The sequence below is a fragment of the Flavonifractor plautii ATCC 29863 genome (assembly GCF_000239295.1).
GTDB lineage: Bacteria > Bacillota > Clostridia > Oscillospirales > Oscillospiraceae > Flavonifractor > Flavonifractor plautii.
Genome location: NZ_JH417693.1, coordinates 13,748 through 32,881, shown reverse-complemented (window position 1 = coordinate 32,881; position 19,134 = coordinate 13,748). Strand labels below are relative to the sequence as shown.

19 protein-coding genes and 1 riboswitch are annotated in these 19,134 nt (G+C 65.1%); of the genes, 6 read left to right on the top strand and 13 right to left on the bottom strand.

Annotated elements, in window-relative coordinates:
• Positions 1 to 140: 140 nt before the first annotated feature.
• From HMPREF0372_RS05420 to HMPREF0372_RS05395, 6 genes are all read right to left on the bottom strand, one after another.
• On the bottom strand, positions 141 to 425 hold the full coding sequence (locus HMPREF0372_RS05420; protein ID WP_007489627.1) for a zinc ribbon domain-containing protein: 285 nt from the start codon (positions 423 to 425) through the stop codon (positions 141 to 143).
• Positions 426 to 455: 30 nt separating this feature from the next.
• Positions 456 to 1,349, bottom strand: a complete 894-nt coding sequence (whiA, locus tag HMPREF0372_RS05415; protein WP_007489626.1) for a DNA-binding protein WhiA — start codon at positions 1,347 to 1,349, stop codon at positions 456 to 458.
• Between the two features lie 18 nt (positions 1,350 to 1,367).
• Entirely contained in the window at positions 1,368 to 2,372 is a 1,005-nt protein-coding gene (locus HMPREF0372_RS05410) for a gluconeogenesis factor YvcK family protein (RefSeq protein ID WP_007489625.1), read from the bottom strand.
• A 13-nt stretch (positions 2,373 to 2,385) separates the two neighbouring features.
• On the bottom strand, positions 2,386 to 3,246 hold the full coding sequence (gene rapZ / locus HMPREF0372_RS05405; RefSeq protein ID WP_007489624.1) for an RNase adapter RapZ: 861 nt from the start codon (positions 3,244 to 3,246) through the stop codon (positions 2,386 to 2,388).
• A gap of 25 nt (positions 3,247 to 3,271) precedes the next feature.
• A complete protein-coding gene (gene murB, locus HMPREF0372_RS05400) occupies positions 3,272 to 4,183 on the bottom strand; it encodes a UDP-N-acetylmuramate dehydrogenase (RefSeq protein ID WP_007489623.1) in 912 nt (303 codons plus the stop codon).
• Between the two features lie 101 nt (positions 4,184 to 4,284).
• On the bottom strand, positions 4,285 to 5,028 hold the full coding sequence (locus tag HMPREF0372_RS05395) for a glycoside hydrolase family 25 protein (RefSeq protein ID WP_007489621.1): 744 nt from the start codon (positions 5,026 to 5,028) through the stop codon (positions 4,285 to 4,287).
• Positions 5,029 to 5,239: 211 nt separating this feature from the next.
• Between HMPREF0372_RS05395 and HMPREF0372_RS21175 the strand changes: the two genes are divergently transcribed.
• Positions 5,240 to 6,232: a GNAT family N-acetyltransferase gene (locus HMPREF0372_RS21175; protein ID WP_039996749.1), complete on the top strand. Its 993-nt coding sequence runs from the start codon at positions 5,240 to 5,242 to the stop codon at positions 6,230 to 6,232.
• A gap of 32 nt (positions 6,233 to 6,264) precedes the next feature.
• On the opposite strand, the gene HMPREF0372_RS05385 is transcribed toward HMPREF0372_RS21175, so the two are convergent.
• The 5 genes from HMPREF0372_RS05385 to glnA all read right to left on the bottom strand — a co-directional run bounded on the left by HMPREF0372_RS05385 (position 6,265) and on the right by glnA (position 11,369).
• Positions 6,265 to 7,032 (bottom strand): ABC transporter ATP-binding protein, encoded by a 768-nt coding sequence (locus HMPREF0372_RS05385; RefSeq protein ID WP_007489618.1) that lies wholly within the window; start codon positions 7,030 to 7,032, stop codon positions 6,265 to 6,267.
• Positions 7,033 to 7,044: 12 nt separating this feature from the next.
• The gene (locus HMPREF0372_RS05380; protein ID WP_007489616.1) at positions 7,045 to 8,115 is read right to left on the bottom strand and encodes a FecCD family ABC transporter permease; all 1,071 of its coding nucleotides are present in this window, start codon (positions 8,113 to 8,115) and stop codon (positions 7,045 to 7,047) included.
• A gap of 9 nt (positions 8,116 to 8,124) precedes the next feature.
• On the bottom strand, positions 8,125 to 9,132 hold the full coding sequence (locus tag HMPREF0372_RS05375) for an ABC transporter substrate-binding protein (RefSeq protein ID WP_039996748.1): 1,008 nt from the start codon (positions 9,130 to 9,132) through the stop codon (positions 8,125 to 8,127).
• Between the two features lie 131 nt (positions 9,133 to 9,263).
• Positions 9,264 to 9,445, bottom strand: a riboswitch (cobalamin riboswitch).
• Between the two features lie 34 nt (positions 9,446 to 9,479).
• Positions 9,480 to 10,028, bottom strand: coding sequence for an ANTAR domain-containing response regulator (locus HMPREF0372_RS05370; protein WP_007489614.1), 549 nt, complete (start codon positions 10,026 to 10,028; stop codon positions 9,480 to 9,482).
• A 6-nt stretch (positions 10,029 to 10,034) separates the two neighbouring features.
• Complete coding sequence (gene glnA, locus HMPREF0372_RS05365) at positions 10,035 to 11,369, bottom strand: type I glutamate--ammonia ligase (RefSeq protein ID WP_007489613.1); 1,335 nt, start codon at positions 11,367 to 11,369, stop codon at positions 10,035 to 10,037.
• 299 nt (positions 11,370 to 11,668) lie between these two features.
• Between glnA and HMPREF0372_RS05360 the strand changes: the two genes are divergently transcribed.
• The 4 genes from HMPREF0372_RS05360 (at position 11,669) to HMPREF0372_RS05345 (ending at position 16,548) form a co-directional block, all read left to right on the top strand.
• Positions 11,669 to 13,351: a glutamine--tRNA ligase/YqeY domain fusion protein gene (locus tag HMPREF0372_RS05360; protein WP_007489612.1), complete on the top strand. Its 1,683-nt coding sequence runs from the start codon at positions 11,669 to 11,671 to the stop codon at positions 13,349 to 13,351.
• A gap of 84 nt (positions 13,352 to 13,435) precedes the next feature.
• Positions 13,436 to 14,470: a threonine aldolase family protein gene (locus tag HMPREF0372_RS05355; RefSeq protein WP_007489609.1), complete on the top strand. Its 1,035-nt coding sequence runs from the start codon at positions 13,436 to 13,438 to the stop codon at positions 14,468 to 14,470.
• Between the two features lie 78 nt (positions 14,471 to 14,548).
• Positions 14,549 to 15,133, top strand: coding sequence for an RNA polymerase sigma factor (locus HMPREF0372_RS05350; RefSeq protein WP_330700779.1), 585 nt, complete (start codon positions 14,549 to 14,551; stop codon positions 15,131 to 15,133).
• Complete coding sequence (locus HMPREF0372_RS05345; RefSeq protein ID WP_155116970.1) at positions 15,130 to 16,548, top strand: copper amine oxidase N-terminal domain-containing protein; 1,419 nt, start codon at positions 15,130 to 15,132, stop codon at positions 16,546 to 16,548. The genes HMPREF0372_RS05350 and HMPREF0372_RS05345 overlap by 4 nt, the downstream gene beginning before the upstream one ends.
• Positions 16,549 to 16,611: 63 nt before the next feature.
• Here HMPREF0372_RS05345 and HMPREF0372_RS05340 read toward each other — a convergent pair whose 3' ends face one another.
• Together HMPREF0372_RS05340 and HMPREF0372_RS05335 are read right to left on the bottom strand one after the other, a co-directional pair.
• Positions 16,612 to 17,556 carry an L-lactate dehydrogenase gene (locus tag HMPREF0372_RS05340; protein ID WP_007489604.1) on the bottom strand — a complete coding sequence of 315 codons (945 nt, stop codon included), beginning with the start codon at positions 17,554 to 17,556 and terminating at the stop codon, positions 16,612 to 16,614.
• A 90-nt stretch (positions 17,557 to 17,646) separates the two neighbouring features.
• Positions 17,647 to 18,537, bottom strand: a complete 891-nt coding sequence (locus HMPREF0372_RS05335) for a radical SAM protein (RefSeq protein ID WP_007489603.1) — start codon at positions 18,535 to 18,537, stop codon at positions 17,647 to 17,649.
• 153 nt (positions 18,538 to 18,690) lie between these two features.
• Here HMPREF0372_RS05335 and HMPREF0372_RS05330 point away from each other — a divergent pair, with 153 nt between their 5' ends.
• On the top strand, positions 18,691 to 19,092 hold the full coding sequence (locus tag HMPREF0372_RS05330) for a winged helix-turn-helix transcriptional regulator (RefSeq protein WP_007489602.1): 402 nt from the start codon (positions 18,691 to 18,693) through the stop codon (positions 19,090 to 19,092).
• Positions 19,093 to 19,134 lie beyond the last annotated feature (42 nt).

Genomic DNA, 19,134 nt, shown 5'->3' with positions numbered 1-19,134 from the left:
GCATGGCTCCGCAGTAGTGGCAATGGTCAATACCTATCCTCAGTATGGCCCCGCAGAGAGGACAGCGGGGCGCGAAGGCGAGTACCTTAGGCAGTAGCAGCACCCGCCTGGTTTTTCAGGCGTCTCTTCTCTTTTTCATCTCATTTCATCTCCAGCTTCCGGCCGCACTTTGGGCAGGCAAAGGGGATGCCCTCCTGCGCCCGCATGGCCTGGTGGTACACCGAGCCGCCGCAGGCAGGACACCGGAGCTTGATCACAGCAATACACAGACCCGTGCAGAATACCACAGCCGCCAGAACGCCCAGCCCCAGAAACAGCGCCGGCTCCAGCGTCAGCACCAGGCCCGGAACCAGCAGCGCAACAGCCGCCGCCGTAAGGCCCCAGAAAATCAGCTTCCAGCGCTTTTGAACCACTTGCTTCTCCATGGCAATCTACCCTTTCTTTTCTTTCCCGCCCTACGCCCTGGCCATCTCCATCAGCTTGCGCAGGCGGTGGTTGAACGCGGATTTGGAGACGGGCGGTTCGCACAGCTCCGCAAGCTGGGCCAGGGTGAGCTCCGGGTGGGCCACCCGCAGATCCACCGCCTCCTTGAGCTTGTCGGGCAGCTCCTCCAGCATGCCGCGCTCCTCCAGCCTGTAGATGGCCTCGATCTGCCCCTGGGCGGCGTCCACCGCCTTGTCCAGATTGGCCGCGTCGCAGTTGACCCGGCGGTTGATGCTCCCCCGGAGATCCTTCTCCGCCTTGGCGTTCATGATCTCCATGGCCGCCAGGGGCGCGCCGATGGCGGTGAGAAAGTCCTCAATGGCCTCGCTCTGCTTGAAGTAGGTGATGGAGTTGGCCTTGCGGGTGGTCTCCTTGGGGGTGAAGCCACACTCCAGCAGGAGGGCCCGCAGCTCCCGGCTGACACTCAGATGGGGGGTGGACAGCTCCAGGTGGTAGCGCTTGGCCGGGTCGGTCACCGAGCCGCCCGCCAGAAAGGCCCCCCGAAAAAAGGCCAGGCGGCAGTGCTCCTCCTCCAGCACGGCAAAGTTAATGTGATGGGCCAGGGTGCCCGCCGGCTCATGGCCGAACGCCGACCAGAGGGCGGACAGCTTGTCCGGCTCTGTGATGGAGAAAATCTGCTTGGCCGCCCCCTCCTCCGGCGTGCGGTCAAAGGAGAGCTGAAAGGCCCTGTGGAACAGGGCGGGCAGCCGGGCGGCAAAGGCGTTGGACTCGGTGCTGATGCGCACCTGTGAGGCCGTGAACTGGTTGCAGTAGAGCAGCACTCCGTAGGCCTCCGCCTGGGCGCAGCAGCGGCGGGAGAGGGCCGTCCGGCACAGCTCCGCCTTGACCTCAGAGGAAAACGACATAGTGCCCCCCTCCCTTTCTCAAAAAATCTTGGTGTCGGCCCGCTCGTTGTAAAGCTCCATCACCGCCTCGGCCAGGCGAGCAAAGGAGTGGCGGGCGTAGTTAAGGGTCTCGGAGGCCAGGGGCCGGGTGACGGCCTCCACCCCCAGGGCCTCGATGGCCGCCCGGTCCACCACGATGGGGGCGGCGTCCTCCTCTCTGTACCGCTCCACCAGGCCGGGGCGCACCGGCGCGGAGTTGCACAGGCACAGATCCACCAGCCCCGGCCCGGAGTGGTCGAGCAGGGCCTTTACGTGGTCAGAGGCGGTCATGCCCTCGGTCTCCCCGTCCTGGGTCATGATGTTGCAGATGTAGATCTTCAGCGCGTCGGAGGCACGCACCGCGTCGGCAATGCCGTCCACCAGCAGGTTGGGGATGACGCTGGTGTAAAGGCTGCCGGGGCCCAGGAGGATCAGCTCCGCCTCCCCGATGGCCCGCACCGCCTCCGGCAGAGCCTTTGGGTGCTCCGGCAGCAGGCGGACGCTCTCAATGCGGCAGTCCTGCTCCTTCTTGAAGGCGCTGATCTTAGACTCCCCCAGCACCCGGGTGCCGTTCTCGAAGGTGGCCTCCAGCGCCACGTTCTCATTGGTCACAGGCAGCACCCGGCCGCTGATGGCCAGCACCTCGCTCATGCGGGCCACCGCCTGGTCGAAGGAGTCGGAGATGCCGTTGAGGGCGGCCAGGATCAGGTTGCCGAAGGACTGCCCCGTCAGGTTGCCCGAGCCCTCCGGGAATCGGTAGGTCAGAAGCTGCTGCATCACCGGCTCGGCGTTGGCCAGGGCCTCCATGCAGTGGCGGATGTCCCCCGGAGGGGGCATACCCAGATCCTGCCGCAGCATGCCCGAGCCGCCGCCGTCGTCGGCCACGGTGACGATGGCCGTCAGGCTGCGGGTGCGGCTTTTCAGCCCCCGCAGCATGGTGGACAGCCCCGTGCCTCCTCCGATGGCCACAATCCTGGGGCCCGCTCCGCCGTTCCATTCCGTCATAGTGTCCACCTCCTCACGCCCGCGTCATGTCCCGGTGGTTCTCCGTGGCCTGATAGCCTTTCTGCTTGATGAAGTCGGCCAGGGCCTTGGTAATGGCTACCGAGCGGTGCTGCCCGCCGGTGCAGCCGATGCCGATGACCAGCGCCGCCTTTCCCTCCTCCACATACTGGGGCAGGAGGAAGCCGATGAGGCTCTCCAGGTGGGCCATGAAGTCCTTGGTCTGCTGATAGCCAAAGACAAAGCTGTATACCCCCTCGTCCAGCCCGGTCTGATGGCGCAGCTCGGCGATGTAGTAGGGGTTGGGCAGAAAGCGCACGTCGAACACCAGGTCGGCCTCGATGGGGATGCCGTACTTGAAGCCGAAGGAGATGACGCTGACACTCATGGCCGGGGTACTCCCCCCATCCCCGAACAGCCGCAGCACCTCCCCCCGCAGCTTGGCGGTGGAGAGGGCCGAGGTGTCAATGATGTACTCCGCCCGCTGGCGGACGGGGGCCAGGACGGTGCGCTCCTGCCGCACCGCCTCGTCCAGCGAGCGGGAGGTCGAGGACAGCGGGTGCATCCGCCGGGTCTCCTTGTATCGCTTGATGATGGTCTCTACGCTGGCCTCCACAAAGAGGATTTTATACGCACAGCCCATGCGGTGCAGCTCGTGGAGGGCGTCAAACAGCCCATCGAAGGTCTGGCCGCCCCGGATATCGGTGACCAGGGCCACCCGGTCATAGCGGCCCGGCCCGGCCATGCACAGCTCGGCAAATTTGGGCATCAGCGGGGCGGGCATGTTGTCCACCACGTAGAACCCGATATCCTCCAGAAAGGAGGCCACCTTACTCTTTCCCGCACCGGACAGGCCGGATATAATGATAAATTCCATTGCAATCTCCTTTTTCCGCGCCCCGTCAGAACCCCAGCAGCCGGACCTCCGGCTCCAGCGCCACGCCGGTCTCCCGCAGCACCGTCTCCTGAACCAGCGCCATCAGCCGCCGCACATCGTCCGCCGTGGCGCCGCCCCGGTTGACCACGAAGCCCGCATGCTTTTCCGACACCTGGGCTCCACCGATCCCCACGCCCTTGAGGCCGCACCCCTCGATCAGCGCGGCGGCGAAGTGGCCCTCCGGCCGCTTGAAGGTACTGCCCCCGCTGGGCCACTCCAGGGGCTGCTTCTCCCGCCGCTTGGCGGCCAGTTCGTCCATGCGGGCCCGGATGGCCTCTCCATCTCCTGGCCGAAGCTCCAGCTCCGCCTCCAGGACAAGCCAGTCCGGGCGGTCGGAGAACCGGCTGTGCCGGTAGGTCAGGGCGCACGCGGCGGCGGGCAGGGTGTGCTCCTCCCCCGCCCCGTCCAGGTAGGTGACGGCAGTGAGCACCTGCACCATCTCCCCGCCGTAGGCCCCGGCGTTCATCACCACGGCCCCGCCCAGTGTGCCGGGGATACCGTGGGCAAACTCCAGGCCGGTGAGCCCCCGGCCCAGGGCAGCGTTGGCCAGCCGGGCCAGGGTGATACCGCTCTCCGCCCGCAGACGGCGGTTGACCTCACGCACCTGATCCAGGCCGCATGCCTTGAGCACAAAGCCCTCATAGCCATGGTCGGCCACCAGCAGATTGCTGCCGTTTCCCAGGAAAAAAGGGGCGATTCCAGCCTCTGTGGCGGCCCGCACGGCGGCGGCGGCCTCCTTCCGACTCCTGGGCAGCGCCATCAGCCGGGTCGGGCCGCCGATGCGGAACGTGGTGTGCCTCTTCATGGGCTCGTTTTCCCGCACCTCCAGGCCGGGTATCCGCCGCAGGGCACTCGCCAGTCTCTCAAATCGGTCCATAGCGACCTCCCACACACAAAATACATTGGTTTATTATTATACCAGAATTCCGGCGGAAATAGAAGAGGACAGGCGTTTTTTCTCGCCTGTCCCCGTCCGGTCTATCCAAACCGCTCAAATTCCGCCTGGCTGCCCCGGAAGATGTTCAGATCAATGCGCCGCTGGGTCCCGTAGTAGCCCTCCAGCTCGGCGGAGTGGGAGTACTGCCAGAAGTCCCATCCGGGCACCAGCGGGAACACCGTGGGGCTGGAGCACCAGATGGGATAGTCCCCGTAGCCGCCCCCAGCGATATAGCGGTAGTAAGAGCGGTAGGTCACGTAGAGGATGGGCTTGACGCCGTAGTGGGCCTCCAGCCGCTCCAGCAGGGGGTCCAGAATGGCCCGCACCCGCTCTTTCTCCGGCGGCGTGTCCAGATATTCCCCGTAGAACTCGATATCCACCACCGGGGGCAAGGCCCCCTCGGTCACCGGAACCGCAGCGATAAAGTTGTCCGCCTGGGTCTCGCCGGGGCTGTCATAGCTGAGGAAGTGATAGGCTCCCGCCCGCACTCCGGCCGCCGCCGCCCCGGCCCAGTTGGCGGCAAACCGCCTGTCCTGGAGGAGGGAGCCCTCCGTGGCCTTAATGAATGCAAAGTCCACCCCCTGCTCCGCCAGAACGGGCCAGTCCACCTCCCCCTGGTAGGAGGACACGTCCACGCCGAAGACCTCCCACTCGTCGGGGTCCGCTTCGTCGGGCAGAAGGATCAGGCCCCGCCAGCGCAGCAGGCCTAGGGTAACCAGCGCAGCGGCGGCTAAAAACAGGAGCGCCAGAAACAGCCGCCCCAGTACCCGAAGCAATTTTTTCAAAAGGCATCACCAGCCTCCATCATACGGCACTTTGCGCCTAAAGGCAATCAAAATTTTGCGATCCCGGGCCGGTTCGTTCGGGAAAAAGACCGCCAGCCGGGGCTCCGGCCTTGTCAGCCGGGGCGGAACGTGGTATGATTTGCTCCTGAACACAGGACAGAGGTCCCTGCTCCGCCGGGGCGCCTCTGGGGCGCTTAGGAAGGAGGTACCTATGCTTATTCGCAGAGCAGAGGAGAGAGACATCCCCCGCATCCATGGGCTTTTGGCTCAGGTGGCTCAGGTGCATCACACCGGGCGGCCGGATCTGTTCCGGGCCGGGGGCAGAAAGTACACGGATGCCCAGTTGAGTCAGAAAATAAACGATGAAAATGCACCCATTTTTGTGGCCGTGGACGGTGGGGAGCGGGTGCTGGGCTACGTCTTCTGTCAATTTGAGCAGCATGTCAATCACAACATCCTGACGGATGTAAAAACTCTTTACATTGATGATCTGTGTGTGGACGAGGCGCTTCGGGGACAGCACATCGGCGGGGCCCTCTATGCCTACGCGGCGGAATTCGCCCGGAAAAGCGGGTGCTATAATCTGACGCTCAATGTATGGAGCTGCAATCCCTCCGCCCTGAAATTTTACGAATCCTGCGGTCTGAGGCCGCAAAAGGTCCATCTGGAAGCCCTCTTGAGTGCCGATGGGCCGGGCGCGGGGTCCGCAGAGGCGGCACCCATGATCCGGCCGGCGCGGCCCGACGATCTGCCCGCTCTGGGTCCCGTCTACGGCGCGGCCCGCCGATTCATGGCCGAGCACGGCAACCCCACCCAGTGGAGCGACCGCTACCCCCTCCCGGAGGATCTGGAGGCGGATCTGCAGCGGGGTGAGCTGTACGTCTTTGACCAGGACGGAGTCATCCACGGGGCCTTTGTCCTCCGCCTGGGGGATGAGCCCAACTACCGCGTCATCGAGGGGGCCTGGCGCTCCGGCACACCCTATGGCACCATCCACCGGGTGGCCGGCGACGGCACGGTTCACGGCCTGTTTGCCGCCTGTATGGACTTCTGTAAGAGACGCATGTCCCACCTGCGCATCGACACCCACGAAAACAACGCCGTCATGCGCCATCTGATCGCCAGGCACGGCTTTCTCCCCTGCGGCACCATCTATGTGGAGGACGGCACCCCCCGCCTGGCTTTCGACTGGCTGGCAGAATAAAACGGCCCCCGGGCGCTGCCCGGGGGCCGTTTTTATGATATGCGGGACGGGTAAAAGAACACCCGCAGGGAGCCGTCCCGTCCGGTGAGCACCTCCGCCTCCACCTCGTACACCTCCCGCAGAAAAGCGGGGGTAAGGAGCTCTTTGGGCGCGCCCTCCCCCACGATCACCCCGTCCTTCAATGCGTAGAGCCGGTGGCAGTAGGCCGCGGCCAGATTGAGATCGTGGATGGCGGCCACTACGGTACATCCGCTCCCCCGCACCAGCTCCATGAGCTGGAGCTGGTACTTGATGTCCAGGTGGTTGGTCGGCTCGTCCAGCACCAGCACCGCCGTCTGCTGGGCCAGGGCCCGGGCGATAAGCACCCTCTGCTTCTCCCCGCCGGACAGGGTGGAGAACCCCTGCTCCCGCAGGGAGGCCAGCCCGGTGCGCGCCAGGATCTCCCCTACCAGCGCCCGGTCCTCCCGGCTGTCGGTCTCCAGCAGCCGCTTACGGGCCTGCCGCCCCATCATGACCACCTCCTCCACCGTGAAGTCGAAGGCGGCCTCCTGCTCCTGTACCATGACGGCAAGCCGCTGGGCCATCTCCCGGTTGCTCATGGCCAGCAGATCGTCCCCCATGAGGGTCAGCTCCCCAGCCTGGGGGCGGAGCACCTTGTAGACGTTTTTGAGGAACGTGGATTTGCCGCTGCCGTTGGGGCCGATGAGCCCGACGAATTCCCCCTTCTCCACCCGGAAATCCACGCCCCGGAGGATCTCCCGGCTGCGGATGCCGTACCGGACCTGTTTTGCCTCTATCATGGCGCGGCCCCCCTACTGGAATTCATAGCGGCGCACCTTGATCATCCACAGAAACAGGGGCGCGCCCAGGAACGCCGTCAGGATTCCCACGGGGATCTCCGCCGGCGGCTTGATGATCCGGGCTCCCACGTCTACCCAGATGAGAAAGATGGCCCCGAACAGAGCGGCCAGGGGAACCAGCTTCCGGTGATCCGGCCCCACCACCGAGCGAACCAGGTGGGGGATGACCAGCCCCACAAAGCCGATGCAGCCGCTGACCGCCACCGAGGAGGCGGTCAGCAGGGCGGTGACGCCGATGAGCACATTGCGCACCACCGTCAGGTTGACTCCCAGGGTGACGGCGGAGCTATCCCCCATCATCATGGCGTTGAGGGGCTTGGCCAGGGCCAGCATCAGCAGGAGGGCCGGAGGCACCAGGCCGGCCAGCAGGGGCACGTCGGCCCACTCCGCGCTGCCCAGTCCTCCCAGCATCCAGAAGGTGGCCTCCCGGACGGCGGCGTCGTCCGGGGCGGTATAGACGATGTAGTTGGTAAATGCCTGGAACATGGCGGATACCGCCACTCCCACCAGGATCAGCCGGATCGGCGTCACCGCATTTCGGGTGCGGGCCAGAAGGTACACCAGGAGGATGGACACCAGAGCCCCGGCAAAGGCGCCGGCGGACACCGACAGGCGGCCCAGCACAGGCAGGGACACCCCCAGCAGCATGGCCAGCACCGCGCCTAGTGATGCGCCGGAGGAAATGCCCAGCACATAGGGCTCGGCCAGCGGATTCTTGGTGAATGCCTGCATCCCCACGCCGGAAAGGGTGAGGGCCGCCCCCACCAGGGCCCCCAGCAGAACCCGCGGGGCCCGCAGGAACCAGACGATGTTCTGAGTGCTCTCCCGCACCCCCTCCAGGGGGAGCTCCGAGCCGGTCAGCAGGCCGCCCAGCCGGTGGAACATCACCCGCCACACCTCGGCAAAGGGGATGGCCACCGGCCCGGTGCCGATGCCGATGACAATGGACACCAGGAGCGCCGCCGCCAGCACCAGACAGGTCAGAAAGGTGTGGGCCTTCACCAGCCTGCAAAACTGCTTCATACCGCCCTCTTACGCGAAGCAGTCTGGGTGGAAGGCCCGGGCGAACTTCTCCACCGTGTCGCCCGTCATGGAGCTGGCAAACACCTCGCACAGCTTGACGGAGATGATGCGGTCGTTCTGGATGGCTGGCACCGTGGCCAAGGCAGGGTTCTCCTTGAGCTGGGCAATCTTCTCCTCCAGAGAGGTATCGCCGTAGTCGTTGATGACGATCACCTCGGGGGCCCGCTCCACCACCGTCTCCCAGCTCACGGTGGCCCAGGTGGTGTCCAGATCGTTGAAGATATTGACGCCGCCCGCGTGCTCGATGAGCTTGGAGGTGAAGTTGTTGCCGCAGGTGTAGGCGCCCTCCTCCTGGGCCATGTCAAAAACGAACACCGGGATGGCCTCCTGGCCCGTCACCGCCTCCTCGGCGGCGGCAATCTGGGCCTGCATGTCATTCACCAACTCCTCCGCCCGTTCTTCCACTTGGAAGATGCGTCCCAGGTTATAGAAATCCTGATATACGTCCTCCAAATCAGCCCCCAGCTTGTAGCCCTCGATGGAGGACAGGGACATAATTCCGTACTGGGAGAGGGTGTCATGTTCCGTGTTATATTTCTCACTGAAGGCGCTGGAGCGGCCGTAGACAAAGTCGGGCTCCAGCGCCAGGATGGTTTCCAGGCTCGGCTTATCCGCCATCTGGGGAATGACCTCGTATTCCGCACGGTACTCGGGTGCCACGTGGGTATTGTTATTGGCTGTGTAAATGATCCTGTCCCCCAGCCCCAGGGCCATCAGTTGATCGCCCGTATTCACATTCGTACAGAGAACCTTCTCGGGCACGTGGGTAAATGTGACCTCCGCGCCGTCCTTGGTGGTCAGGGTAAAGGGAAATCCCTCGGTGTTTGCCGGGGTTTCCGCGCCCTGGACATCCCCCGCAGGGGTGGGGCTGGCCGCCGGGGCCGGATTCTGGCCGGCGGTGCCGCAGGCCGTCAGGCCCAGGGCGAGGGCGAGGGTCAGGGGTACGAGCTTTTTCATGATAATCCTCCTTTTTTGTGCTGTGGACAGAAAAATCCCGCTTTCCGACGGAAAGCGGGACTGCTCATCGCCATGGGCACAATCGGACCACACGGCGGCAAACAGACAGGCTGCTTTCTGCGGAAGACACCTATCCTTCTGCACAGACAGCAGGTTTCCTGACTTACGGCTCTCCGCCGGGCCGCGCCTTCTCGTGTCTCCACAATGGCGTCTGCGGCCGGCTCCCCGCTTACAGTGACCGGATCGTTCGGGATTTGCACCCGATTCCCTTTTACCCGCCCCGGAGGGCGGCACTGTCCATGCTATCAAGTTGTCGGAAGACATACTACGCCAATTTTTCCCCTTTGTCAAGGGGCGGGGCGCTCCTCATCCAAGAGCATCCGCGCCGCGTCTGCCAGGGGGATGCGGCGGTCCATGCTCCGCCGCCGGAGGGCCCGGTGGGCCTCCTCCTCGGTCATGCCGTTGCGCGCCATCAGCCGCTCCTTGGCCCGCTCCACCACCTCGCGCTCCTCACGGCTCCGCCGGGGCGGCAGGAGGTCTCCGGCCTCCTCGCCCAGCCGCAGCAGCTCCTCCACCGCGGCGAGCAGCTCCCGCCTGCCCGCGGGGGCGGGGAGGCAGAGGAGTCCGGGCCGCTCCGGCACCAGCTCCAGCAGGCCGCGGGGGGCCAGCAGCAGCACCGTGCAGAAGCCGGGCAGTTCCCCGGCCAGCTCCTCCGCCGTCCCATCCGGGAACTTATAGCCGCACACCACGGTGGTGAGCCGCTGCTGGCGGACCAGGCGCTTGACCTGATCCGCGGTACGGCAGAGCAGGCAGGCGGCCGTCCCGGAGCTCTCCAGCAGCTCCTTGAGTCTCCGGCCGTTTTTCTCGCCCTCAAAGGCGACGACCACTGTCTTCACGGGGCCTTAATAGTTGATGATGTACTTCTCCCGCTCCCAGGAGGACACGCGGGTACGGTACTCGTCCCACTCCCGCCACTTGCCCGTCAGGTAGTTGGCGGCCACGTGCTCCCCCAGGGTGTCCAGAATCAACTGGTCGGCCTCCAGGGCGCGGAGGGCCTCCTCCAGGGAGCCGGGCAGACTCTCGATGCCGTGGGCCTTCCGGGCGGCGGTGTCCATGGCGTAGATGTTCTCAGTGATCTCCGCCGGGGGCGTCATGCCCTTCTCGATGCCGTCCAGGCCGGCGGCCAGGCAGACAGCGAAGGCCAGGTAGGGGTTGCAGGAGGGGTCGGGGGAGCGCAGCTCCACCCGGGTGCCCTGGCCCCGGCTGGCGGGAATGCGGATGAGGGCGGAGCGGTTGGAGGCCGACCAGGCCAGGTAGCAGGGGGCCTCGTAGCCGGGCACCAGCCGCTTGTAGGAGTTGACCAGGGGGTTGGTCACCGCCGCCATGCCCCGCACATGGTGGAGCAGTCCAGCGATGAAGCTGTACGCCTCTTTGGACAGGCCGCGGGGATCGTCGGGGTCGTAGAAGGCGTTTTTGCCGTTGCGGAACAGGGACATGTTGGTGTGCATACCGGAGCCCGCTATCCCGAAGATCGGCTTGGGCATGAAGGTGGCGTGGAGGCCGTTGCGCTGGGCCAGGGTCTTGACCGCCAGCTTAAAGGTCATGATGTTGTCGGCGGCGTGGAGGGCCTCGGCGTACTTGAAGTCGATTTCGTGCTGGCCCTGGGCGCACTCGTGGTGGCTGGCTTCGATCTCAAAGTCCATCTGCTCCAGCGCCATGCAGATCTCCCGCCGGGTGGACTCCCCGTGATCCAGGGGGCCCAGGTCGAAGTAGCCCGCCTCGTCGTTGGTCTGGGTGGTGGGCTTGCCCTCCTCGTCGGTCTTGAACAGGAAGAACTCCGCCTCCGGGCCCACATTGAAGCGGTCGTAGCCCATGTCGTTGGCCTTCTGGATCACCCGCTTGAGCACGTAGCGGGGGTCGCCCACGAAGGGGGTTCCATCGGTGTTGTATACGTCGCAGATCAGCCGGGCCACTTTACCGTGGCTGGGCCGCCAGGGAAACACCCGGAAGCTCTTCAGATCCGGGTAGAGGTACTGGTCAGACTCGTCAATGCGGACGAAGCCCTCAATGGAGGAGCCGTCGAACATACACTGGTTGCTGACCGCCTTTTCAATCTGGGACGCGGTGATGGCAACGTTTTTGAGCATGCCGAAAATGTCGGTAAACTGCAAGCGCACGAACTCGATTTCCTCTTCCCGGACGATGCGGATGATGTCCTCTTTGCTGTAGACCCCCATGGTCTGCCGCCCCTTTCGCTTTAAAAATGAAGGCGCTCCGCCCTTGGGGTCGGAACGCCTTTGTTCACAACGATTGTCGTAAGTATACCGTGTTCCGCCTCCCTCTGTCAAGGGCTTTGGGCCTCCCTTTCCGCACTTTGTGACAACTATCCGGGCCCTCTCCCCCTTCCCACGCCCCCTTTTATGCAATTTTCTCCGCCCTTCTGGAAAAAATATGCCGGAATGTCCTCCCTCTCTTGCTTTTTCCCGCTGTTCAGGGTAAAATAAGAGTTCGTATCGAGATAAAGGAGTGAATTTACATGCCAGAAGAGCTGAAACCCACCATGACGCAGAACTTCATCCATGATTTCATTGACGAGGACATCGCCCAGGGTGGTCAGTTCCAAGGCATGACCGTCCACACCCGGTTCCCGCCGGAGCCCAACGGCTACCTGCACATCGGCCATGCCAAGGCGATCTTCGTGGACTTCGGCACCGCCGAGAAGTACGGCGGCCTGTGCAACCTGCGCATGGACGACACCAACCCCACCAAGGAGGACGTGGAGTACGTGGAGGCCATCCAAGAGGACATCCACTGGCTGGGCTACGACTGGGGCGACCGCTTCTTCTTCGCCTCCGACTACTTTGAGAAGATGTACGAGTACGCCGTGGAGCTCATCAAAAAGGGCCTGGCCTACGTGTGCGAGCTGACCCCCGAGCAGTTTAAGGAGTACCGCGGCGACGTGAACACTCCCGCCCGCTCCCCCTTCCGCGACCGGCCCATCGAGGAGTCTCTGGACCTCTTCGCCCGGATGCGCGCCGGCGAGTTCCCCAACGGGGCCATGACCCTGCGGGCCAAGATCGACCTGGCCAGCGGCAACTTCAACATGCGCGACCCGGTGCTCTACCGCATCAACCACATGCACCACCACCGCCAGGGGGACAAGTGGTGCATCTACCCCATGTACGACTTCGCCCACCCCCTGGAGGACGCGCTGGAGGGGATCACCCACTCCCTCTGCTCCCTGGAGTTTGAGGATCACCGCCCCCTCTACGACTGGGTGATCGCCAACTGCCCCGTCCCCGCCAGGCCCCGGCAGATCGAGTTCGCCCGTCTGGGCATCAACTACACCGTGATGAGCAAGCGCAAGCTCCGCCAGCTGGTGGAGGAGGGCCGGGTGTCCGGCTGGGACGACCCCCGCATGCCCACCCTCTGCGGCCTGCGCCGGCGGGGCTACACCCCCCGGGCCATCCGCAACTTCTCCGAGCGCAACGGCGTGAGCAAGGCAGCCTCCACCGTGGAGTACGCCTTCCTGGAGCACTGCCTGCGGGAGGATTTGAACGAGACCGCCCAGCGGCGCATGGCGGTGCTCCGCCCGGTACGCCTCATCATCACCAACTACCCCGAGGGGCAGAGCGAGACCTTCTCCGTGGAGAACAACCCCAACCGCCCGGAGGACGGCGCGCGGGAGGTCGCCTTCTCCCGGGAGCTGTATATCGAGGCGGAGGACTTTCTCCCCGCGCCGGTGCCCAAGTACAAGCGCCTCTACCCCGACGGGCCGGAGTGCCGCCTCAAGGGCGCCTATGTGATCAAGTGCACCGGCTATGAGACCGACGCGGCGGGCAATATTACCGCCATTCTGGCCGAGTACGACCCGGACAGCCGGGGGGGCGATCCCGCCGACGGCCGCAAGGTGAAGGGGGCCACCATCCACTGGGTGGACGCCGCCACCGCCGTGGATGCCGAGGTGCGGCTGTACGACAACCTGTTCACCGACGCCGAGCCGGACGCCGGGGACAAGAACTTCCTGGACTGCCTCAACCCCAGCTCCCTGGAGGTGCTCCCCCACGCCAAGGTGGAGGCCGGCCTGGCCGGCGCGGAGGCCCCCGCCTCCTTCCAGTTCCTGCGCCAGGGCTACTTCTGCGTGGACAACAAGGACAGCGCCCCCGGCCATCTGGTGTTCAACCGCTCGGTGAGCCTCAAGGACTCCTTCAAATTTTAAGCCACAGAACGGCGGCGGGCGACCGCAGGTCACCCCGGCCTGCGGCCGCCCGCCTTTTTCGCAAAACAACTGGAGGTATGCGTGATGAAAAAGTATCTCTTCCGCAACGACTACTCCTTCGGCGCCCACCCCAAGGTTCTGGAGGCGGTGTGCGCCGTCAACCTGGAGGGCAACCACGGCTACGGCGACGACGGGTACACCGCCCGGGCCAAGGAGCGCATCCGGGAGGTGTGCGGCTGCCCCGACGCCATGGTGGAGTTCCTCATCGGCGGCACCCAGACCAACGTGGTGGCCTGCTCCTTCCTGCTCAAGCCGTGGGAGGCGGCCATCTGCCCCGACTCCGGCCACCTGAACGGCCACGAGGTGGGCGCGTTTGAGGCCACCGGCCACAAGATCCTCCCCGTGCCCGTGGGCGGCGACGGCAAGATCACCCCGGAGATGCTGCCTCCCCTGCTGGCCCTCCACCAGGACCCCCATCTGACCAAGCCGGGCCTGGTCTACATCTCCAATGCCACCGAGAACGGCGCGGTGTATACCAAGGCGGAGCTGACCGCCCTGTACGCCTTCTGCCGGGAGAACGGCCTGCTCCTCTTCGTGGACGGCGCCCGGCTGGGGGCCGCCCTCACCTCCGAGGCCAACGATCTGACCCTGCCTGAGTTCGCCCACCTGTGCGACGCCTTCTACATCGGCGGCACCAAGAACGGCGCCATGTTCGGCGAGGCCCTGGTGATCACCCGGCCCGAGCTGACCGACGGCTTCTTCCGCATGAAGAAGCGCATGGGCGCGGTGATGGAGAAAGGGTGGATTCAGGGCGTCATGTTCCAGGCCCTGTTCACCGACGACCTCTACTTCCACATGGCCCGCCACGCCAACGAGATGGCCGCCCGCCTCCAGAACGGGCTGAGGGCCAAGGGATGGACGCTGTGGGTGGACTCCCCCACCAACCAGGTGTTCGCCGTGGTGGGCAACGCCCTCAAGCCCCAGCTCGACGCGGTGTGCGACTACGAGGACTGGTGCCCCTACGACGGGAGCCATACCGTGGTGCGCTTCGTCACCTGCTTCCAGACCTCCCAGGAGGACGTGGACGGCCTGCTCGCCGCCCTGCCCGACTTGCACTGAGCTCCTTTTCTTCCCCGAGGCCAGGCCTCGGGGAAATTTTTTTGCCTGTTCCGTAACCAAACCGCCCCCGCTTCGTATATACTGATAGAACCGGTTCTTGGAGAGGAGGGGGACAAGCTGGACGAGATCACGCTGGCAAAGAAGCTCCGGCAGGGCAGCCGCCTGGCCCTGGAGCGGGCCATCGACCGCTTCACCCCCTATGTGAGCGCCGTCGTGGTGCGGGTGCTGGCCGGGCAGGGCGCCCGGGAGGACGTGGAGGAGCTGACCGCCGACGTATTCCTGGCCCTGTGGGCCCACGCCGGGGAGCTGAACCCGGAGCAGGGCCTGCGGCCCTGGCTGGGGGCGGTGGCCCGGAACAGGGCGGCGGACTGGCTGCGCACCCACAAAGAGGCCGCCCCTCTGCCGGAGGACGCCGCCGCCCCCGGCGGCGCAGACCCCCAGGCCGAGGCGGAGCGGCGGGAGTGGGCGGCCCGGCTGTGGGACGCGGTGGAGGGGCTGGACGAGCCCGACCGCACCCTGTTCCTGCGCTATTACTACTGCGGCGACAAGCTCAAGGACATCGCCCGTGCCCTGGGCCTGACCCAGACCGCCGCCAAGCAGCGGCTGTTCCGGGGGCGGAAGACCCTGCGGGATACATTGACGAAAGGAGGGGTGGAGGCGTGAGAGACCGGATGCAGGAGCTGTGGGACGGCGCAGTACCGGTGGGCGTGCCCTGTCCCCAGGCCGACCCGGCGGCGGTCAAGCGGCGGGTCAACGCCGCGCTGAACGCCGTCCCCTCGGAAAGGAGAGCTTATATGAGACATAAAATCCGATTTGCCGCGGCGGCGGCCGCCATCGCGGCCCTGCTGGCAGGCTCCGCCCTGGCCGTAGCCAGCCGGTGGAACGTGCTGGACTTCTACTTTGAGGGGGACAATCCCCCGGTTGAGGACTACGTAAGCCATGAGACATATTCCATCCGTGACGACAACTACACCCTGTCGGTGATCAGCTCGGTGGCGGACACCAGCTCCGCCTATCTGCTGGTCACCATTGAGGCCAAAAACGACGCGGCCGCCGCCGCCCTCATGGCGGATGACTTCGAGAACATGGACACCTTCTCTGTCCGTGCTCTGGAGAACGAGGCCGTCAAGCCGGAGCCCACTCCTACCGGAAACGGCCCTGCCGTCGAGATGCCCGTGGCAGGTGGATTCAGCTATGGGGAAAAGGAGGCGCTGCGCACGGAGACCTCCCGCACCTACAGTATGAGAGTCGATGAGCTGAATGCCGCCGTCTACGCCGTGCAGCTCCGGCTGGGCCTTATGGAGGAGGGCTCCTACGTGGAGATTCCCGTGGAGCTGGTAGAGCCTGTTATCGTGGAGGTTAATGCTGAGGGTACCGGTTCCGGCACCTTTGATCACATTGAGGGTGGTGCCCCTGTTACCCTGGAAACCGTGAGTCTGTCTCCTCTCTCCATTCAGATGGAATACTCCTTTGCCGACGCGGACGGCGACGCTTTCCCCCTGCTTTTCTTCCGCATGACCGACGGCTCCCTGTGCGGCTGGGGGCAGATCGTGGGCGACAATTTGCTTGGCCCCACCTCCTGGAACGATCGAGGCACAATCCATTGCGACTACGCCCATCCGCTCCGCTCTGTGCTGGAGCTCTCCCAGGTGGATGCGGTAGTGTTCAACGGCATGGCCTATCCCCTGGACGGCGGCAGGCCAGAGCCTGTAGAGATAGATCCCGCCCTCTATCCCTTCCAGATCCCGTTGATGGACCGCCTGTCGGAGGGCGGCGGCTACAGCGTCCCCGTCCGGGCCCTGTGTGAAGGGCTGGGGGTGGACTGCGTATGGAGCAACGAGGCCCAGACCGCCGCCATGACCTACCGGGGCGTCACCATCACTCTGACGCCGGGCAGCACCACCGCTCTGGTAGACGGACAGCCGGTGGAGATGCTTGAAGCCCCCGCCGCCCAGGACGGGAAGCTGGCCGCCTGCTACGCTGTGTTTGAGGATGCCTGGCAGGTCTCCATGAGCGCGGCCTATGACAACTGGCCCTCCGACAACGCCCAGCGGGTAGCCTGGCTGGTGATCCCCTGAGCCGGGCGGACAAAAAACGGAGCCCGGCGCGCTTTGTGCGCCGGGCTCCGTTTTCGCATTTTCTCACAGCTCCAGGCTATCCACCACGTCCCGCAGGGTGGCGGCGGAGTCCCGCAGGGCCTCCCGCTCTGCCGGGGAGAGGGGGATCTCCAGGGTGTCCTCCACCCCGTTCCGGCCCACCACGGCGGGTATGCTCATGCACAGGCCGTCGATGCCGTACTGGCCCTGGAGCAGGTTGGACACCGGGAGCACCGAGTGCTCGTCCCGCACGATGGCGCGGACGATGCGCTCCACCGCCATGGCCACGCCATAGTAGGTGGCCCCCTTACGGCGGATGATCTCATAGGCGCTGTCCCGCACCTCCCGCTGGAGCCACTCGTCGGCCTTGTCGTGCTCGTAGTAGCCCCGCAGCTCGCAGAAGTGATCCAGGGAGATGCCGGACACGTTGGCCCCGCTCCACACCGCCAGCTCGCTGTCGCCGTGCTCGCCGATGATGAAGGCGTGGACGCTGCGGCTGTCCACCCCCAGGCGCTCCCCCAGCAGGTACTTGAGCCGGGCGGTGTCCAGCACCGTGCCCGAGCCCAGCACCCGGTTGGCCGGGTAGCCGGACAGCTTCCACGCCGCCCAGGTGAGCACGTCCACGGGATTGGACACGATGAGCAGGATGGCGTCCCTATTGCGCCGGGCGATCTCCGGGATGATACTCCTGAAAATGGCCACATTCTTGTGCACCAGATCCAGCCGGGTCTCCCCCGGCTTCTGCCCCGCACCGGCGGTGACGATCACCAGGGCGCAGTCGGCCACGTCATCGTAGTCCCCCGCCCGGATGTCCATGGGGTGGGTGAAGGGCAGGCCGTGGGACAGATCCATGGCCTCCCCCTCCGCCTTGTCCCGGTTGGCGTCGATGAGCACCAGCTCGGAAAAGATGCCGCTCTGCATCAGCGTGAACGCAATGCTGGAGCCTACAAAGCCGCAGCCGATGACGGCCGCCTTCTGAATGTTATTCAACCTGCATGCCTCCTTTGGAAACCAGTATGCCCACTTTCTTTCCTTTTCTATATTATACTATTCATATATGTTTTTCAAGCATTATTTCCACTACAGATGCCGCAGACCGGCCCGGTAACGGCGCAGGGCGTCCTCGTGCTCCGGGCGGCAGGCCCGCGCCAGCTTGGCGGCCACGGCGTCCCGCTCCTCCGGCAGAAAGCCGTGAACCGAAACCGCGTTGGAGGCGCCCAGGGCCGCAAAATAGAGGGGCCGCTCCAGGTGCTCCACCAGGGTTTTCAGCTCCTCCAGCTTCTCCACTTCCCCGGCCTCCGTCCACCGGCCGGCCTGCATCTCCGAAAAAAGCCGGGACTGGGGATAGACCGTCAGCATGGAGCTGCCCAGGATGCGGGGGCTGGTCTGATTGAACACCGACGCGCTGGCCAGGGCCGCCGCCTCTCCGCGTCCGGCCCCGGCAATTCCGGCCAGATAGAAAAAGTGATAGGCGATTCCCGCCTCGTCCAGCCGGTGCGCCTGTTCCACGATGTCCCGCGCCTGATAGCCTTTGTCCATGAAGAGCAGCGCCGGATCGTATCCCGTCTCCACGCCGATGGTCAGGCCGTCGTACCCCAGGCGGCGGAGCTCCCGGAGCGCTTCATCGGTTTTCCGTCCCACATCGGTCACCCGCGCGAAGCAGCCGATGGTCCGGCACTCCGGGAAGTACTTGCGGATGCGCCCCGCGATGGCCTTCAGCCGCTCCGTTTGAAGCGCAAAGGGGTTTGCCCCCACCAGAAAGACCCGCTGGACGAGCTGTCCCTGGAGCAACTCCTGGGCCTCGGCCAGATCCGCCTCAATGTCCTCCAGGGGAGAGAGCCGGAAGCGGAAGGGCAGCTCGTCGTAAAGCGTGCAGAACTTGCAGCGGTGGTGGGTGCAGCCGGCGGCCGCCTCCAGCAGCAGGGAGCCGGATTCATAGGGCGGACGCCAGATGGTGCCTGTGTAGTGCATGGCAGTTTGCCTCCTTGTGGTTTGTTCCGTTCAGCATACCCCGCTCCCGCCCGTTCTTCAAGTACGGTCTTTTTTGCACTCCGGTATCTTTTTTGATCCTGTCTTGCTTTTTTCCGGTTTCCCGCTATAATGTCAGGACAGGGAGGGAACGCAATGGCAGACAACAAATTCCAGACGCCGGAGGCGCTGGCCCGCTGCCTTCCCATGAGCCGCCTGCAGGCGGTGCTCAGCGGGAAGTGGAAAATCCTGATCCTGTGGTATGTGGCCTTCTACCGGGTACAGCGCTTCGGGGCGCTGCTGCGCCGCCTGGACGGCATCACCCAGTCCACCCTGACCCGGCAGCTCCGTGAGCTGGAGGCCGACGGCTTTCTCCACCGGGAGGTCTATCCCGAGGTTCCGCCCCGGGTGGAGTACACCCTCACGGCCATGGGCGAGAGCTTTCTGCCCGTGCTGAACCACATGCTGCTGTGGAGCGAAACGCACCTCTGCCCGCCGGATTACGTCAACCCCTACCAGGACGTGGGGCGCGGCCCGCTCCCCGAAACCGAGGCATAGGAGACGTAGCGAGGCCCGGAACCATACGGTTCCGGGCCCCGC

Excerpts from the sequence above, each read along its gene's own strand:
- HMPREF0372_RS05410 (WP_007489625.1), bottom strand. The coding sequence starts at position 2,372 with ATGACGGAATGGAACGGCGGAGCGGGCCCCAGGATTGTGGCCATCGGA.
- HMPREF0372_RS05385 (WP_007489618.1), bottom strand. The coding sequence starts at position 7,032 with ATGATAGAGGCAAAACAGGTCCGGTACGGCATCCGCAGCCGGGAGATC.
- HMPREF0372_RS05360 (WP_007489612.1), top strand. The coding sequence starts at position 11,669 with ATGCCAGAAGAGCTGAAACCCACCATGACGCAGAACTTCATCCATGAT.
- murB (WP_007489623.1), bottom strand. The coding sequence starts at position 4,183 with ATGGACCGATTTGAGAGACTGGCGAGTGCCCTGCGGCGGATACCCGGC.
- rapZ (WP_007489624.1), bottom strand. The coding sequence starts at position 3,246 with ATGGAATTTATCATTATATCCGGCCTGTCCGGTGCGGGAAAGAGTAAG.
- HMPREF0372_RS05330 (WP_007489602.1), top strand. The coding sequence starts at position 18,691 with ATGGCAGACAACAAATTCCAGACGCCGGAGGCGCTGGCCCGCTGCCTT.
- HMPREF0372_RS05375 (WP_039996748.1), bottom strand. The coding sequence starts at position 9,132 with ATGAAAAAGCTCGTACCCCTGACCCTCGCCCTCGCCCTGGGCCTGACG.
- HMPREF0372_RS05420 (WP_007489627.1), bottom strand. The coding sequence starts at position 425 with ATGGAGAAGCAAGTGGTTCAAAAGCGCTGGAAGCTGATTTTCTGGGGC.
- HMPREF0372_RS05380 (WP_007489616.1), bottom strand. The coding sequence starts at position 8,115 with ATGAAGCAGTTTTGCAGGCTGGTGAAGGCCCACACCTTTCTGACCTGT.
- HMPREF0372_RS21175 (WP_039996749.1), top strand. The coding sequence starts at position 5,240 with ATGCTTATTCGCAGAGCAGAGGAGAGAGACATCCCCCGCATCCATGGG.
- HMPREF0372_RS05355 (WP_007489609.1), top strand. The coding sequence starts at position 13,436 with ATGAAAAAGTATCTCTTCCGCAACGACTACTCCTTCGGCGCCCACCCC.
- whiA (WP_007489626.1), bottom strand. The coding sequence starts at position 1,349 with ATGTCGTTTTCCTCTGAGGTCAAGGCGGAGCTGTGCCGGACGGCCCTC.
- HMPREF0372_RS05335 (WP_007489603.1), bottom strand. The coding sequence starts at position 18,537 with ATGCACTACACAGGCACCATCTGGCGTCCGCCCTATGAATCCGGCTCC.
- glnA (WP_007489613.1), bottom strand. The coding sequence starts at position 11,369 with ATGGGGGTCTACAGCAAAGAGGACATCATCCGCATCGTCCGGGAAGAG.